Annotated in this window: 12 protein-coding genes; 9 read left to right on the top strand and 3 right to left on the bottom strand. The window is 32.5% G+C overall.

The window, feature by feature from the left end; genetic code table 11:
- The first annotated feature begins 73 nt into the window (after positions 1 to 73).
- The 5 genes from O6P34_RS09195 (at position 74) to O6P34_RS09175 (ending at position 6,254) form a co-directional block, all read left to right on the top strand.
- Positions 74 to 1,354: a chloride channel protein gene (locus O6P34_RS09195; protein ID WP_269684212.1), complete on the top strand. Its 1,281-nt coding sequence runs from the start codon at positions 74 to 76 to the stop codon at positions 1,352 to 1,354.
- A 9-nt stretch (positions 1,355 to 1,363) separates the two neighbouring features.
- Positions 1,364 to 1,972: an HPP family protein gene (locus O6P34_RS09190; RefSeq protein WP_269684211.1), complete on the top strand. Its 609-nt coding sequence runs from the start codon at positions 1,364 to 1,366 to the stop codon at positions 1,970 to 1,972.
- An 83-nt stretch (positions 1,973 to 2,055) separates the two neighbouring features.
- The gene (locus O6P34_RS09185) at positions 2,056 to 2,595 is read left to right on the top strand and encodes an IS1096 element passenger TnpR family protein (protein WP_269684210.1); all 540 of its coding nucleotides are present in this window, start codon (positions 2,056 to 2,058) and stop codon (positions 2,593 to 2,595) included.
- 94 nt (positions 2,596 to 2,689) lie between these two features.
- Positions 2,690 to 3,748 (top strand): nucleoid-associated protein, encoded by a 1,059-nt coding sequence (locus tag O6P34_RS09180; protein WP_269684209.1) that lies wholly within the window; start codon positions 2,690 to 2,692, stop codon positions 3,746 to 3,748.
- Between the two features lie 136 nt (positions 3,749 to 3,884).
- Complete coding sequence (locus O6P34_RS09175) at positions 3,885 to 6,254, top strand: GAF domain-containing protein (protein WP_269684208.1); 2,370 nt, start codon at positions 3,885 to 3,887, stop codon at positions 6,252 to 6,254.
- On the opposite strand, the gene O6P34_RS09170 is transcribed toward O6P34_RS09175, so the two are convergent.
- Positions 6,251 to 7,435 carry a Pycsar system effector family protein gene (locus O6P34_RS09170; RefSeq protein WP_269684207.1) on the bottom strand — a complete coding sequence of 395 codons (1,185 nt, stop codon included), beginning with the start codon at positions 7,433 to 7,435 and terminating at the stop codon, positions 6,251 to 6,253. The two genes, O6P34_RS09175 and O6P34_RS09170, sit on opposite strands and share 4 nt — an antisense overlap.
- A 25-nt stretch (positions 7,436 to 7,460) precedes the next feature.
- On the opposite strand from O6P34_RS09170, the gene O6P34_RS09165 reads away from it, so the two are divergent.
- Complete coding sequence (locus tag O6P34_RS09165; protein WP_269684206.1) at positions 7,461 to 11,195, top strand: metallophosphoesterase; 3,735 nt, start codon at positions 7,461 to 7,463, stop codon at positions 11,193 to 11,195.
- Here the strand turns inward: O6P34_RS09165 and O6P34_RS09160 are convergent.
- Both O6P34_RS09160 and O6P34_RS09155 read right to left on the bottom strand, forming a co-directional pair.
- Positions 11,178 to 12,056 (bottom strand): hypothetical protein, encoded by an 879-nt coding sequence (locus O6P34_RS09160; RefSeq protein ID WP_269684205.1) that lies wholly within the window; start codon positions 12,054 to 12,056, stop codon positions 11,178 to 11,180. The two genes, O6P34_RS09165 and O6P34_RS09160, sit on opposite strands and share 18 nt — an antisense overlap.
- Before the next feature lie 76 nt (positions 12,057 to 12,132).
- On the bottom strand, positions 12,133 to 13,188 hold the full coding sequence (locus tag O6P34_RS09155; protein WP_269684204.1) for a hypothetical protein: 1,056 nt from the start codon (positions 13,186 to 13,188) through the stop codon (positions 12,133 to 12,135).
- Positions 13,189 to 13,283: 95 nt separating this feature from the next.
- Here O6P34_RS09155 and O6P34_RS09150 point away from each other — a divergent pair, with 95 nt between their 5' ends.
- Genes O6P34_RS09150 through O6P34_RS09140 form a run of 3 tightly spaced genes read left to right on the top strand, consistent with a single transcriptional unit; the run spans position 13,284 to position 17,396 of the window.
- Positions 13,284 to 14,180: an ABC transporter ATP-binding protein gene (locus O6P34_RS09150; RefSeq protein WP_269684203.1), complete on the top strand. Its 897-nt coding sequence runs from the start codon at positions 13,284 to 13,286 to the stop codon at positions 14,178 to 14,180.
- A 46-nt stretch (positions 14,181 to 14,226) separates the two neighbouring features.
- Positions 14,227 to 15,063, top strand: coding sequence for an ABC transporter permease (locus O6P34_RS09145; protein WP_269684202.1), 837 nt, complete (start codon positions 14,227 to 14,229; stop codon positions 15,061 to 15,063).
- A gap of 14 nt (positions 15,064 to 15,077) precedes the next feature.
- Positions 15,078 to 17,396: a T9SS type B sorting domain-containing protein gene (locus tag O6P34_RS09140; RefSeq protein WP_269684201.1), complete on the top strand. Its 2,319-nt coding sequence runs from the start codon at positions 15,078 to 15,080 to the stop codon at positions 17,394 to 17,396.
- Positions 17,397 to 17,405: the final 9 nt, after the last annotated feature.

Here is a 17,405-nt window from a genome sequence, read left to right as displayed (position 1 = left end):
ATTTAAATTTGTAACACTCTGACAAATTGTTTTATTAAGGCCTTTGATCAATGGAGAGTTAACTTATTTTAAAATGAATAACACCACTTGGATTAAAAAAAATTACCTAAGAATTAAATGGCAAAAACTTATTGTTGTCTCCATTCTAATTGGGTTTCTTTCAGCATTTTTAGGAATTTCGTTAAAAAAAATAACAGAATATTACGAGGATATTTTTTTTAATCAAACGGAATCAAATCCGCTGTTTTTTATTTTATTTCCTGTTTTTGGACTTTCAATCATTTACTTCCTTCGCAAATATCTTTTTAGAAAAAAAGAAAATAAAGGTATTAAGGAAGTTTTTGAAAGCACAAATTCTACATCTAAAAATCTACCACTTTATAAAATTCCATCTCATTTCATTAACGGATTACTAACTGTAATTTTTGGAGGCTCAACAGGAATTGAAGTTTCTACAGTTGTCGCTTCAGCTACAATAGGGGCTGTAGCGCAACGAAAACAAAACGTATTCCGACAATACAAAACAGAATTGATTTGCGCAGGAGTTGCAGCAGGAATAACAGCTTTATTCAGCAGTCCCGTTGCAGGAATACTTTTTGCATTAGAGGTTATTTCAAAAAGAGTAACCCGTGCTTTTTTAATCAGTAATCTAATTGCTGTTGCAACAGCTTTCGGGCTTGTTTTTTTACTGAATGAAAAGCCTTTATTTATAGTAACGATTACAACTTGGCATCTAAGAGCGATTCCTTATTTTATACTTTTGGGAATTTTAGCCGGAATAAATTCAGTTTATCTCACGCGTTGTGTGCTGTTTTTCAAATCCCAATTTTCAAAAATAAAAGTTCAATATTTCAAAATCCTTACAGGTTCTCTCCTTTTGAGTATTTCCTTATTTATTTTTCCTCAACTTTATGGCGAAGGTTATCATGCCATCAAAACTTTATTTGCAGGTTCAAATGAAATCCCGTTATCTTTTTCATTGGCATTTACTTTTATTGGAATTATACTTTTGAAACCAATTGTAACTTCAATAACACTTGCTTCTGGTGGCGACGGAGGAGTATTTGCGCCAAGCCTTTTCATTGGTGCTTTTTTAGGATTGCTGGTTGCTCTGATTTTAAACACCTATTTAAACGCAAATGTAATTCCTGTTAACTTTATGGTCATTGGTATGGCAGCTGTTTTGAGCGCCAGTATTCACGCTCCCTTTACTGCTATTTTCTTAGTCTGCGGATTAACGAATGATTACACGTTATTTATTCCCATTTTAGCGGTTTGTCTCATCTCAAAATATACAGCAAAATTAATCTGTCCATTTACCGTTTATTCCTATTCTCCCAGTTTATCAAAATAATAATAATCTATGCCAATTCAGAAAATAAAACGAAGCTATCGTAAAACAAAATATATTCTTTATAAAGAGACTTTAGTTGACTTTGAAGAGCATTTCTGGGCTTTCATAGGTTCATTTGTTGCTATCGGAATATTAGCTTATATCCAATCTATCCATTTTTCAGGAAATGATGCGGTGTATTTAATTGGCTCTTTTGGCGCATCGAGTGTGTTAGTTTACGGTATTATCCAAAGTCCATTTTCGCAACCCCGAAACTTGGTTGGCGGGCACTTAATCTCTGCATTTATAGGTGTTACCGTTCACAAATTAGTTCCTGATATTATTTGGATTGCGGCTCCATTGGCAGTTTCACTTTCTATTGTTTTGATGCAAATTACCAAAACTTTGCACCCGCCGGGAGGCGCAACGGCTCTTATCGCTATTATTGGTTCCGATAAAATAAAAGCGCTTGGATATACTTATCTATTATCTCCGGTACTAATTGGTGTGTTGATTTTACTTTTAGCAGCGTTAATTTTCAATAATATGACTTCGAAAAGACAATATCCAAATCATAAAAAGTATCATAAAATAAAAAAGAGAATTCGGGCAGTTTTCAAAACTGATACAATTACCTGAATAATCTTTTCAACAAATCAACAATCTGAAAAATTAAATCAAAATTAAATTTTACCTTTGGCTTTTCAATAAAAACAAAGATTATGGTTTATAAATTTCGAGTAATTCTGGATGCAGAAGAAGATGTTTTTAGAGACATTGCCATTCTTGAAGAAGACACTTTAGAAGATTTACACAATGCAATCTTCAATTCTTTTGGTTTTGACGGTATGGAAGTCGCTTCTTTCTACACTTGTGATGAAACTTGGAATCAGGAAGATGAAATTTCGCTTTTTGATACCGGTGATATACCAGGTGAACAAAAAGTCATGAGCGATTACCAATTGTCTGATATTTTAGATGAACAAAATACCAAAATTATCTACGTTTATGATTTCATCAACATGTGGACATTTCTGGTTGAACTAGCCGCTATTGAAGATCCTATTGCAGGAAATATGTATCCGGAAACTATTTTTTCACACGGAGAAATGCCTGATGAAGCTATGGAGAAAAACTTTGAAGCGGACATGCATGACGATATTTACGGAGAATTTGAAGATGATATAGACGAAGAAGACCTTGATATGTTTGAGGGCGACGACAGCTTTGAAGATTACGGATTTGAAGAAAATTGGAATTAGAAAATTAAGAAATTAAGAATCAAGGGCCAAGATAAAAGACTTCACATTCCTCTTTTATCTTGGCTTTTTCATCTAAAATAAAAAAAATAAAGAAATGATCAACTTATTCAACACCCACATCGAGACGCTATCCATACATCGCGTTGGAAACAAAAGCCGCAACGAAGCTATTTTTTTATCAGAACAACCTTTCAATTTAAATGATGAAATTGTACCGCTGATGAAAGAATTTTTCTTGAAGCCTTTTCGGGAAAAAGAAGAAAATTATTTTCAATTTGCACACGAAGTAGATTTAGACTACAATGATATGTTTAAGTTTGCTACAGAAATTTTTGAGAATCCAAATACGTTGCACGACGGTTCAAAAAAAATCACCAAACATTTATTTGAACAATCAAATCATCCGCACATCAAGAATGGTGAAGTTTATATTACGTATTTGACTAATGTAAATATTGACAACACGGTTGTAGATGCGATTGGGATTTTTAAAAGTGAAATTCAAGCGGACTTTTTACAATTTGAAGAAAAAGAAACGCATTTAGAAATGATTTTGCAACATGGAGTGAGCTTGAATAAATTAGACAAAGGGTGTTTGATTTTTAATTACAAAAAAGAAGAAGGATACAAAATCTTAACCGTAGACAGCAATCGTTATGATGCCAGATATTGGTTGGAACATTTTTTATGTGTTGATGCATTCGAGGATGAAAATTTCATCACCAAAAAATATCTGAAATTCTGTCAGAACTTTGCCAAAGACGTCGTTTTTCCTGCCGAAGACAAGAAAGAAGAAGTAATGTTCATGAATCGTTCTGTAAATTATTTTGCCAAAAATGACCAATTTGAAGAAACCAATTTCTTGAATGAAGTTTTAGACAATCCTGATTTGATTCCGGAATTTAAAAACTACAAAATAGATAAAGGCGAAAAATACAGCATTGAGGATGTAACTACTTTCCCTATTGCAAATGCCGCAGTTTCTGATGCAAGAAAATCAATCAAAAACGTGATTAATTTAGATACGCACATACAGATAAAAATGGATTTTATCAACCCTGAAAGTGCAGAGAAATTTGTTGAAAAAGGATGGGACGAAGAAAAACAAATGTATTACTACTTAGTTTATTTTAATAAAGAAGAAAAAAGTTAATATTTAAATTAAAAAAAACACGATTCCTAATCCTCAATTACAACTGTAGTTGGGGATTATTTTTTAAAATAAAAATAAAAACAAACACGTGAAATTGGGTTTATTTGTAAATTTGATTTTCTAATACCCCGCAAAAATGAATCATAATTTTTTTAAAGACAGCCCATTCAAAACTTTAATTTCATTTCATAAACTTATTGAAAATTTTGAGGAGATTGCAGCAACAAATGTCGATTATCGCTCAAATTATGCTAAAGCATTATTGCAGGAAATAGCTCCTTTCCCGGAGTTTAGAAGCGGTGTTGAGGATTTAAATCTGATTTTAGAGAACGAAACATTAATCAAACATTTATTGGCTGACTTATTTCCAACAGCTTTAACAAATAACGAAATTAAAGCAGTTACTATTCCGTTTCAAAATTTCAGCTTCAATTATACCGAAAGATTAAAAAAAATTGTGGCTGATGCAGGTATCAGTTTTGATATGGCCATTCGTGATTTTGACGAACACCAGTTTTATGTCATGAGTTGCACGTTGATTTTGAATGCATTTTATGATCAAAAAATTGATTTTAACAAACCCTTATTCTACGAGATTCCAAATGCAAAAGCGATAATGAATCAATATCGAATTTTGTATAATGCTGATTTTATCGAAATTATTCCAACAGAAAAAGCACCTAAACTGACTCAGGATGAGATTGATTTTTTGATAGACAATTATGAAAATATTGATCTATGGAAAGAAAAATTTCCTAACGAAAGTTGGATTTTAAAAGGTTTTGGTATCGTAAGTCTTTTTGATTCAACAACAGAAAGTGCTATTTCTAAATTGAAAAGTAATCTTTTGAAATCTGAAAAAGAAAAAATAACCTTAAACGAAAACTTTGAAGCTATTTTCCGTTCCATATTTAAAATAGCGGATCTAAAAGGAGGATATCTTTTTTATAATGAAGAAGAAAATAAATTTATAAAACCTATTTTTAATGGTCAACCGTCAGCAAGTTTTATTCTTCCGCTTGAAAAAGAAATAGATTGTAAAAATGCTCTTTTGAATTGCTCTTTCGAAAATTTATTGGAAAACAAAAAACCAATCTGCATTTCTAATGTTGAAAAATTTGCTTTACAAGCTGGAAATGAAATTCTTGGAAACCATTTATTAAAACAAAATATTCACAGTTGTATTTTTGCACCAATTATAAAAAATGATATTCTTTTAGGTGTTGTAGAACTTGTTTCGGCCAGTCCCAGAGAACTAAACAGCATCAATGCGGTTAAACTTGATTTGATTTTACCTTATCTGGTAGATACGGTAGAACGCTATAATACAGACATGCAGAATCAGATTGAAGCCATAATTCAGCGGGAATATACCGCTATTCATTCTAGTGTATATTGGAAATTTCGCAGAGAAGCAAGCAAATATTTCCAGACGAACAATCAAAATAAAGACTATATTTTTAAAGAAATCGTGTTCAAGGAAGTCTATCCTTTGTATGGGCAAATAGACATTAAAGGCTCCTCTGAACATAGAAATGAAACGGTAAAAGAAGATTTGAAAAACCAATTGTCTACGCTGGTAAAAATCTTTGAAAACCAAGAATCGACTACAAATCTTATTTTACTGGAGCAACGAAAATTTGAATTAGAATCCTTTTGTAAAGAACTTGATTTTCCACTAAAAGCAGATACGGAACAACAAATTCAGAATTATATCGCTAATGAAATTCATCCGATTTTAAGGAATACCAAAACCAATGCGATTGGAAAAGCATTAGAACAAAATTATTTTGAAAGTCTGGATGAAAAGTCGGGTATGTTTTATCATTCCAGAAAGAAATTTGATAGTGCCATGTCAATTATCAATAAAAAACTGGCGACCATTTTGGATAAAAAACAAATCGAAGCACAACAAATTTATCCTCATTATTACGAACGGTTTAAAACCGATGGTGTTGAACACAACCTGTATATTGGCGCGTCAATTACGCCAAATCAGACCTTTGATATGCTATATCTTAATAATTTAAGGTTATGGCAGTTGCAAACTTTGTGCGAAATGGAACTGGAACACCATCAACTCAAATCCTCTTTACCGTATGAATTAGAGGTAACTTCCTTGATTTTAGTGTTTAGTTCGCCTATTTCTATACGATTTAGAATGGATGAAAAACGATTTGATGTAGACGGAACTTACAATGCACGCTACGAAGTAGTCAAAAAACGAATTGATAAAGCGAATATTAAAGGAACCAAAGAACGAATTACACAAAAAGAAAAAATCACTATTGTGTATTCTCACAAAACCGAGGAAACCGAATATCTAAAATACATCAAATACCTGCAATTCAAGAAAATATTAGAACCAACAATAGAGCAATTTGAAGTTGAAGAATTACAAGGCGTGTCCGGTTTAAGAGCAATTCGAGTAAAAGTTGTAAATGACATTTTAAATTCTGAAACTAAAAATTATTCCTATCAGGATTTATTAGATGAACTGAATTAAGCTCCGGTAGTTTTAAAAGCGATTACAAAAGCAATCACCGAAAGTACAATACCGAACATAAAAAGGTTGTAAGCAATACGCAATAAACGGTATTTTTTTTCTAAAACAACCCCTAAAAAATACAAATCTTTAATCATTGTATTATAAATATAAGCTCTGTCTTTCATCATTTCGTTCATTGCCCATTGGTATTCTTCCAAAGGCATTTTATAGAAATTACCAAAGAAAAGCAAATTCACTTTTTTATCTTCAATATCTTGACGGGTAAAAATTCCTTTTGTCACTTTTGGTCGAGTTGAAAGTATGGCAAAAACGATTGTAATTACGCTGGACATAATCATAATAAAAGTTGGAATCACCAAATGAGCATTTTTGGGGCTGTCTAATTTTGGAATAATTGTAGAAAGAGCTATCGAAATAATAATAGCATTTACTGATAATAAAATATTAGCTTTACTGTCTGCAATGCCACTCAAACGAGTGTGATTTCCTAATGTAACTCTAAAAACAGTATCGATTCCTCGTTCTGGTTTTTCCTCATTATCTTTCTTTTTAGCACCTTTTTTTACTTTTTTACCCTTCTTATTTTCAATTGAATCAATTATATTTTGAATTTGTTCAATATTTTTCTGTTTTAATGGTTCCCAATTTTCTTTAGCAAAATCAGTATAAAAACGATGCTTATTTTTTAGAAAATCTAAGTTTTCTGCACTCCATTCTATATCCGAAAATGATTTTCCTTCTGTGTTTTCCCATTCTTTTCTCAAATCTTGACAAGAATTGCTATATTCCTCACTCAAAAGATGGTAATAATCCGCATCTTTTATTATTTTTTCAAAAAGTGTTTGAGGCACGTTTTCCTTAACGGTGACTTTGATTAAATCGGCAACTTTTGCAATATATCCATCGGATTTTTCGTTTTTTTTCAAGAAATCGGCAGCAATATCACTACTGTATTCTTCATGGTTCGTACAACCATTAATATATCCTGTATCATGAAACCAGGCTGCCAGAATTAAAATTTCTGTATCCACTGGGCTTACATTTTCTTTTTCGCAAAGTATATTTACAGCCTTAACTACACCTATTGTGTGATTCAAATTATGATAGGTATAAACTTTAGAAAGTTTATCTTTGAATAAATTAAAAACAAAATCTTGTGCTTGATTAATAAGGGTCATAAACAAATTTTTATACTACTAAATTATGGAATTGTTTTTGGATAACCATTTTATAAACCGGAATAAAACAACTATTGGCTTTATTCTTCTTTTTCTGCTCTTGCAATCTTGTGCGACACATAAAGTACAATTTGGAAAAAACATAGAAAATCCTGTATCCCAAAACGCAACTGACAGCTCAAAAATTGTCCATACTTTTTTTTTAATTGGAGATGCCGGAAATGCTAATGAAGATAAAGCGCAACAAACACTTAAATTACTCGAAAACAGATTAAAAAAATCGGACAAAAATAGTACTCTTTTATTTCTTGGCGATAATATTTATCCAAAAGGATTACCCAATACTGACCATCCCGAGGAACGAATTTTGGCAGAAACAAAACTCACCGACCAATTGAATTTATCGAAAGATTTTAAAGGAAAAACTATTTTTATCCCGGGAAATCATGATTGGTACAGTGGCATCAAAGGATTAGAACGCCAAGCTAAATTTGTAAATGAATATCTCAATGATGCAAAAGCATTTTTGCCAAGAAAAAGTTGCGGAATTGATGATGTGAAAATTAATGATGAAATCACTTTAATAGTCATAGACAGCCAATGGTTTTTAGAAGATTGGAATGATAGTCCAACTATCAATGACGATTGTGACATCAAAACGCGAGATGCTTTTTTTGAAGAATTAGAAAATGTTTTGAATAAAAACCAAGACAAAACAATACTTGTGGCATTACACCATCCGTTGATGAGCAACGGAACACACGGCGGACAATTTTCGATAGAAAAACAACTTTTTCCTTTGGAACAAAAAATTCCGCTTCCTGTTATTGGTTCACTATTCAATTTACTCCGAAAAACGTCCGGTATCAGTCCACAAGATATTCAAAATAAACAATATACATTTTTTATAAAAAGGGTAAAAACACTATTACAAAGTCAGGAAAATGTTATCGTTGTTTCGGGTCATGACCATAATTTACAATACATTGAAAAAGACAATATCAAACAAATCATTAGTGGTGCAGGTTCAAAATCAGAAGCTGCAAAAGCCGTTTTTCCTAATGATTTTTCTTATGGAGGAAATGGTTTCACAGCTTTGACTGTTTATGAAAACGGAGCCGCAAAAGCCTCTTTTTATGGCAATGAAAAGAACGCAGAAAAATTACTTTTTGAAACTACAGTTATAAATTCAAAAGACAAATACACCCCAATTACATCTTCTTCTTTTGATACAACCACAACTGCCGCAATTTATTCCTATAAACAAACTCATAAAAATGCCTTTTATAGGTTTCTTTTTGGACAACATTACAGAAAAATATATAACACTCCAATCCAAGTACAAACCGCAACTATCGATACCCTTTTTGGCGGATTAAAACCGAAAAGAGCAGGTGGCGGACATCAATCTAAATCCTTACAACTCGTAGACAAAAACGGAAAAGAATATGTAATGCGAGCCTTAAAAAAAAGTGCTTCCCGTTTTTTACAAGCGGTAGCATTTAAAGATCAATTTGTTGTAAATGAATTTGAAGATACATATGCTGAAGATTTTTTATTTGATTTCTACACGACTTCACATCCTTACACTCCATTTATTGTGGGGGATTTAGCCGAAAAAATTGGTGTTGCCCATACCAACCCGACCTTATATTATATTCCGAAACACGAAGCATTAAAAGAGTTCAATATGACTTTTGGAAATGAATTGTATATGGTAGAAGAACGTCCGACAGATAGTCAAAAAGAAGTTGCAAGTTTTGGTAAACCAAATGCGATTATCAGCACCGATGACGTATTGAAAAACATTCACAAAGATGAGAAATATTCGGTTGATGAAAAATCATATATCAAAGCCCGACTATTTGACATGCTCATTGGCGATTGGGACAGACACAGTGATCAATGGCGCTGGGGCGAATACAAAGCAGAGGGTAAAATCGTTTACAAACCCATTCCGCGCGACAGAGATCAAGCTTTTACAAAATATGACGGAGCCTTACTTTCGCTCTTGATGAATATGCCGGCATTGCGTCACATGCAAACATTTAAAGATAATATTCGAAATGTAAAATGGTTCAACCGTGAGCCGTATCCTCAAGATATTGCGTTCTTGAAAACAGCCAATGAAAACGACTGGATAAAAGAAGCTGTATACATACAGGAACACCTATCGGATGCTGATATTGATGCTGCTTTTCAGACTTTACCCAAAGAAGTTCAGGATGAAACCATTGAAAGCATTAAACATAAATTAAAAGCACGAAAAAATCAGTTACAACTCTATGCATCAAATTATTACAATGTACTGCAAAAGACTGTTTTAATTGTTGGAACGGATAAAAAAGATAAATTTATCATTACTCACAATACAAAAAACACTGTTGAAGTAGCTGTATATCGCATCAAAAAAGAGGGTAATGAATTGGTTTACACCAAAAAATTTACAGCTGGAAAAACGAAAAATCTATGGATTTATGGTTTAGACGATGATGATGTTTATGAAGTAAAGGGCAATGCCAAAGCAGCTATAAATCTCCGATTAATTGGCGGACAAAATAACGATTCTTATACTGTAACAAATGGAAAAAAAGTAAAAATATATGATTTTAAATCCAGAGAAAACACATACTCATTAGATACAAAAACAAAAACTGTTTTGACAGACGAATACGAAACCAATTTGTATGATTATGAAAAACCGAAATATAATGTCTTTTCTGGGCTCCCTTTTGGCGGCTATAATCCTGATGATGGTGTAAAATTAGGTTTTATTGCCAATTACACGGTGAATAAATTCAATCAGAATCCATATACTCAAAAACACATTCTAAAAGCAAATTATTTCTTTGCTACAGATGGATTTGAATTGCTTTACAACGGACATTTTCCAAAAGCTTATGGCAAATGGGATATAGATTTAGAATCAAAATTTACGAGTCCTAATTTTACTGTTAACTATTTTGGTTTTGGAAACGAAACCGTAAACAATGATGCCATTTTAGGAATGGATTACAATCGTGTTCGCCTCCGAACCTTAAATGTATCGCCATCAATCAAAAAAATGGGACGATTCGGAAGTGAAATTTATTTCTCTACAATTTTCGAAAAAATTCAAGTTGAAGAAACCTCTAATCGATTTATAAATATCCCGGAAACAGTTCATTCAGCTGTTTTTGAAAGCCAACAATATGCCGGAGCAACACTAAAATACAGTTTTGAAAATTACGATATTCCTTCACTGCCAACGATGGGATTTGGATTTTCAGCAGCGGGAAGTTGGAAAATGAATCTTCAGGAGACCCAAAGAAATTTTCCAGCTTTAGATACTAAAATCAATTTTAATCATAAACTTGATGCCTACGGAAAAATAGTTTTGGCCACACACATAAAGGCAAAAATACTGTTCAATGATAATTTTGAATTTTACCAAGGAGCAACATTAGGTGGCGATTATGATTTGAGAGGATTTAGAAACGAACGCTTTTTAGGCAAACAGTCTTTTTACCAAAGCAGTGATATTCGCTGGAATTTAGGTAAGATAAAAAGAAGCTTTGCCCCTATGTCATATGGGATTTTGGGCGGTTTTGATTACGGCAGAGTTTGGGCAACAGGTGAAAATTCAAACAAATGGCACCAATCATTTGGTGGCGGATTATGGCTCAACGGACTGAATGTGATTACAGCAAGAATAACGTGGTTCAAAAGTTTGGAAGAGGAAGAAGCCCGAATTGCTTTTGGTTTAGGATTTGGATTTTAATGTTTTAAGTGACACTTGATATACTTTTCCTCCTATTTGTTTTGTTCGCTCATCGGCAATAATTAAAAGATCGTTATCCTTGAAACAAATGGCTTCTTTTTGAGAAAAATGATCCAAATTTAATTCGGTTTGCGTTCCTTTCAAGTAATTGTCTCCTTTAAAATTTTCGAATAAAAATACTTTATCGTGACAAAGGATAACCACTTTTGAAGCATCAGGACTTATGGATACACTGGTAATTGCACAATGATTATAATTTGCACAAGTTTTAAATTCTCCTACCAAAATAGCTTGTTGAGAGCCTGCTGCATTGGGAATTTTATATAAAAAAGCGGTTCCGTCAAATCCTTTACTTCGGTTTTTGGTGAAGAGGTAAAAATTATTCTGAAATTCAAAAAAGCCTTCTGCATCATAAAATAATGCTTTCTTTTTTGGAGGAAATTCTTTTTGTTCGGGATAAGCAAACGAAATTTTATACGCCGGAGTTGTATTTTCTTTGTCTAATGTATTTTTGTCTATTTTGTAAATACACAAATCTTGTCTGTCATTGTCATTGTTTCCAAAATCACCAATATACAAGTTGCCTTCGCTATCTTTTGTGATGTCTTCCCAATCTTTATTTTGGATATTTTCGATAGTTATTATCTTTTCGAGACTTCCGTTTTCAGCATTCAGTCCATAAATGGCATTAGCATTGCCGCTGTCTTCTAATGTCCAAAGTAAATTCGTTTTTTCAGAATATACAATTCCCGAAACTTCTTTTAGCTTTTTAGGCAAAGAATAAAGTGTTGTTATTGAACCTGAATCTTGTTGACAAGCCATTACAACAAAAGCAAGAAATATGGAACTATACTTTTTCATAAAATGATTTGCATCGCTTTTTAATTAAATACCTCTAAAATCCGAAGTAATTCTGAGATGAAAACTGCTATTTTTATTATTTAAATAAATTGGTGTTTTTGAAATTTCTGGTAATAAACTCAAACGCTGCGCTCATGATATTCCCCATAGATTGTGCCTTCTTGAAGTTTAAATCATTAGTATAGCGATACAATTCTAATTTTAATTGTTCCAAATGTTCTGTGGTCGAAATAACATCATTCCCCATAATTTTCATGAGACGTTTTATCCTGTTTTCGGCCGAAATTATTCTTTTTGCCAGAACTGCCCGTTCTTCATCTTTATACTGCTCAATAGAACTGGTTTGAAGTTTATCTTTTACCAATTTTACCATTGGATAATTTTCCTTGAAAAACTGAGGTCTATAGACTTTAAAGTTTCCTTCGTAACATTGTTGGTCAAAATCAATAGCCCGAATTCGGTAAACCACTTGGTCAAAATCATGAATTGGTACAATTACATAATTATAGGCACGCATGTCTCCTAATAATCGAATCATACTTCGCTCATTAAACTTAACAAATTCCTTTGCAATTTGGGATTTTTCGGTTTCGCTGCACTCTTTCAAATAATCTTTAATGAATACATCTCCGGCAATTCCCATGATGTGTTCTTCGATTAAAGTATCTTGAAAAACCAAAAAATTGATTTTGTCAGGAGATAAAATATGTTCCAATTCTAGCCCGTAAACCCTTGAAGCATCGGCTTTCTTGATGTAGAAATGCGTGTAATTATCATTGAGAATATTCCTTACTTTTATTCGAAAAGGCTTTGAGTTTCCAAAAGTGCAATAATCGATAGAATCGACATTCAAAAATTTAATAATCCCAAGATTACCATCTGAATGCAAAAGAGAATAGATTTTTTTTAAAGTCAAATCAATTTCATTCCTTTCAAACTCATTATAATACACCCGAATCCAAAGTGTATCATGTTCGTTTTTATCATATACATTTATAGAACCCGAAAAACGCAACAAATCATCATAAGAAATTGGCACTTTTGAGATACGGTCAAATCGCTCCAAATAATCTAAAAGTGATGGATTTATAGGATAAGATGGTTTTTTGAAAAGCATTAAAGGCTCGCTCATTTTGAAAATATTTGATACAAATTTACATTAAATTATAGTTTTACAGTAACAAAATTGACTGTTGTTCGTCCTATCTGAAATCAAAAAAAATCATTTTGGAAACAATACTTACAATTCAGAACCTCAACAAAAGATATGGCCGCATACAAGCCTTAAAAAATGTTTCTTTCGAAATAAAAAAAGGACATGTTTATGGAATTTTAGGCCCAAACGGAAGCGGAAAATCAACGACTCTGGGCATCGTTTTGAATGTAGTCAATAAAACTTCTGGAAATTACAACTGGTTTGACGGAAAAATAGAAACTCATGAAGCCTTAAAAAAAGTAGGTGCTATCATTGAAAGACCCAATTTCTATCCGTACATGACGGCAGAGGAAAATCTGAAATTGGTTTGCAAAATAAAAAACATCAACTATTCTAAGATACAGGAAAAACTGGAACTCGTAGGTTTAAATGAACGTAAAGACAGTAAATTCAGTACTTTTTCTTTAGGAATGAAACAACGTTTAGCAATTGCTTCTGCCCTGTTAAACGATCCTGAAATCTTAATTCTTGATGAACCTACTAATGGTTTAGATCCTCAGGGAATTCATCAAATTAGAGATATTATTAAACAAATTGCTTCTCAAGGCACTACCATTTTACTCGCTTCTCATTTATTAGATGAAGTAGAAAAAGTATGTACCCATGTTTTGGTTTTGAGAAAAGGCGAAATTTTATATACCGGTTTAGTCGACGGAATGTCAGCTAACGAAGGATTTTTCGAATTGCAGGCCGATGATATTGAACATTTAATTGCTGTTCTAAAAACACATCCGGCAGTAGAAAACATTAAAAAAGAAGAGGAAAAAGTTTTAGTTTATTTAAAAGAAGAATTAGAAGCAAAAGATTTGAATCGGTTTCTTTTTGAGAAAAACATTAGTGTAAGCCATTTGGTTAAACGAAAAAACAGTCTTGAGGAACAGTTTCTGGAATTAACGGAAAATAAATAATCCGGAACCTTTCAATTCTAAAATCACAAAATATAAAATCACAAACATGAAACGATTACTCTCTATAGAATTACAAAAAATTTGGTTAAACAAAGCCAGCCGAGTGCTGACATTAACGTATTTTATTTTACTCTCTTTTATTGCATTGATTGCCTCAATAAAATTTGACCTTGGTATTTTTAAATTCCATCTTGCTGAAATGGGGATTTTTAATTTTCCTTTTATTTGGCATTTCAATACCTTTATTGCTGCAATTTTAAAACTATTTCTAGCCATAGTTATTGTTTCAATGATGGCAAATGAATACAGTTACGGCACACTGAAACAAAATCTTATTGATGGAATGAGTAAGAAAGAATTCATACTTTCTAAGTTTTTGACCGTGGTCGCTTTTGCCTTTTTATCGACTGTTTTTATTTTTATATTAAGTTTGATTTTAGGTTATGGATTTTCATCCTACACCGAAATAGGAATTGTTTTTTCGAACTTAGAATATCTTTTAGCCTTTTTTGTTAAGTTGGTTGGATTCTTCTCTTTCTGTTTGTTTTTAGGAATACTGGTAAAACGTTCTGCTTTTGCACTAGGATTTTTGTTTGTCTGGAATATTATTGAAGGCATTATCAAAGGAATTTTAACTTTTAAAATCTTTCCTGAAAGCAAAATTGCAAGCCAAATTACCCAATTTTTTCCTTTGGAATCAATGTCTAATTTAATAGTGGAACCCTTTACAAGACTTTCAATAGTGAAAACCATTGGAAATCAAATTGGTGTTGAAAACAGTAAAGATTATGGCGTACCTTTTTCTGGACTTTTAATTGTTTTGTTTTGGACTTTTATTTTCATTTACCTGTCGCATAGATTACTGAAAAATAGAGATTTATAGTATATTTGTAGGCTATGAAAGGTCTTAAAATAATTTTATTTTCTGCTTTTATTTTTGGTAATTTTTATGCTGCTAAAGCACAATATATCACTGTAGATGAAACAAAAAATGCCCAACAACTCACCGAAGATATTTTGGTAAACAGTTCTTGTGCCAATGTTTCTAACTTTAGTGTCTCTGGAGATTTGTCGTCTGGGAGTAAAAAAAGTTATGCCGCTTTCAGCTCAGGAACCTCTAATTTTCCTTTTACAGAAGGAGTTCTTTTGAGCACTTGGAGCAGTTCAAATTCTGTTGGTCCTTTCATAAGAAATCTGGGAGGCGGAGATACGTCTTGGAAAGGTGATGCGGATTTAAACCAAACAATAGAAATTAAAAGCGTTAATGCCACTTCATTAGAATTTGATTTTACGCCTTTAACTAACTTCATCAGTTTTAATTATATTTTTGCTTCGAATGAATATCAGGATTATTTTCCTTGTGAATACTCCGATGGATTTGCATTTTTGATAAAAGAAGCAGGAAGTTCAACAAATTATGAGAATATTGCTGTTTTACCAGGCACTACAACTCCGGTTTCGTCTACAAACGTTCATCCTTTAATTAATAATTTCAACAGTTCATCCGGTATTATAAGTGGTTGTCCTGCTATAAACCAAACCTATTTCAACGGATATAATTCCTTTAATAGCCCCGTTAATTACAGTGGTCAAACTAAGGTTTTGACTGCACAAACTTATGTAATACCTAATAAAACCTATCACATAAAACTGGTAATTGCTGATGATGAAGAAGAATATTATGACTCTGTGGTATTTCTAGAGGCTGGAAGTTTTTCTTCGAAAATCGATTTGGGACAAGACCGACTTTTAGCCAATAATAATGCGGTTTGTTTTGGCGAAAGCTTCATCATTGACACGAAATTGCCTGTAAATTATTCCTATAAATGGTTTAAAGATGGTGTAGAAATACCTTTGGCGACAGACCCTTCCTACACTGTAACTGCTCCGGGAATTTATACAGTTGATGTGATTTTATCTGCAGGGTGTACAGCAACCGAAGATATTAAAATTGAATATATCCCAAAAATCGATTTAAAAAATGCCCTTTTAATACAATGTGACGATGATAATGACGGAATTTCTGTTTTTGATTTAACCAAAATAGATTCCGTAATAAAAAATGGAATTTCGGGATTAAGTAATTTAGAATATTTTGAATCTTTGATTGCCGCGCAAGGACAAACTAATCCTATACCAAATCCGACTGCTTATAAAAACACCGTTCCTGACCAAATTGTTTTTGTCAGAGTTACTAATGCTTTAGGTTGTCCTGCTTTTGCGGAGGTAACTTTAACTACTTCAAATCATACAATTACCTCTCAAACTGTTGCAACATGTGATTCCGATGGCTTACAAGATGGTTTACATGAATTTGATCTTAATTCACAAATAACACCACAAATTTTGAATGGATTGCCTTCCGGATTATTGGTGAATTATTATTTGAATGAAAACGATGCTATTTTAGAAAAAAATCCTTTGCCAAATTTATTTACGACTTCAATTCCCAATCAACAGACCCTTTTTGCACGAATTATAAATGGTTCTGATTGTTACGGAATCAGTGCGATTACTTTGGTAACATATACATTTGATTTTCCAAATTTTGAAGATGAAAATCTGATATTATGTAAAAACAGCGCTGTAGATTTAAGTGTTGGGGATGGTTTTTCGAGTTATTTATGGAACACCGGCTCTACTTCAAATTTGATTACAATCACAACTTCTGGAAATTATTCTGTAAAAGTAACCGATTTAAATGGTTGTGAAAAAACAAAGAATTTTAATGTAATTCCCTCCGAAACAGCAATTATAACCGATTCTATAATTACTGATTTTAACGGAAATGTCAATTCAGTTTCGATACAATATACTGGTATTGGCGATTATGAGTTTTCGCTTGACGGACTTTATTTTCAGGAGAGTCCAGTTTTCGACGGCGTTCTTGCAGGAAGTTATTTGGCTTATGCCCGTGATAAAAATGGTTGCGGACTGTCAATTCCCTATCCCGTTTATGTCATGGATTATCCCCGTTATTTTACTCCAAACGGTGACGGATATAATGATTTATGGAAAATTAAAAACCTTAATTTATTTCCAAATGCCATTGTGACTATTTTTGACCGTTATGGAAAATTATTAAAACAACTTTCTGCTACGAGTAATGGATGGAATGGAACTTTCAATGGTTTAACCTTACCATCTGATGATTATTGGTTTCAGTTAATCTTAGACGATAGAACTATAAAAGGTCACTTTTCGTTAAAGCGATAAATTTTATTT

The sequence above is a fragment of the Flavobacterium lacustre genome, assembly GCF_027474525.2.
Lineage (GTDB): Bacteria > Bacteroidota > Bacteroidia > Flavobacteriales > Flavobacteriaceae > Flavobacterium > Flavobacterium lacustre.
The sequence above is the reverse complement of the archived record's forward strand: the minus strand, read 5'-3'. Positions and strand labels throughout refer to the sequence as shown.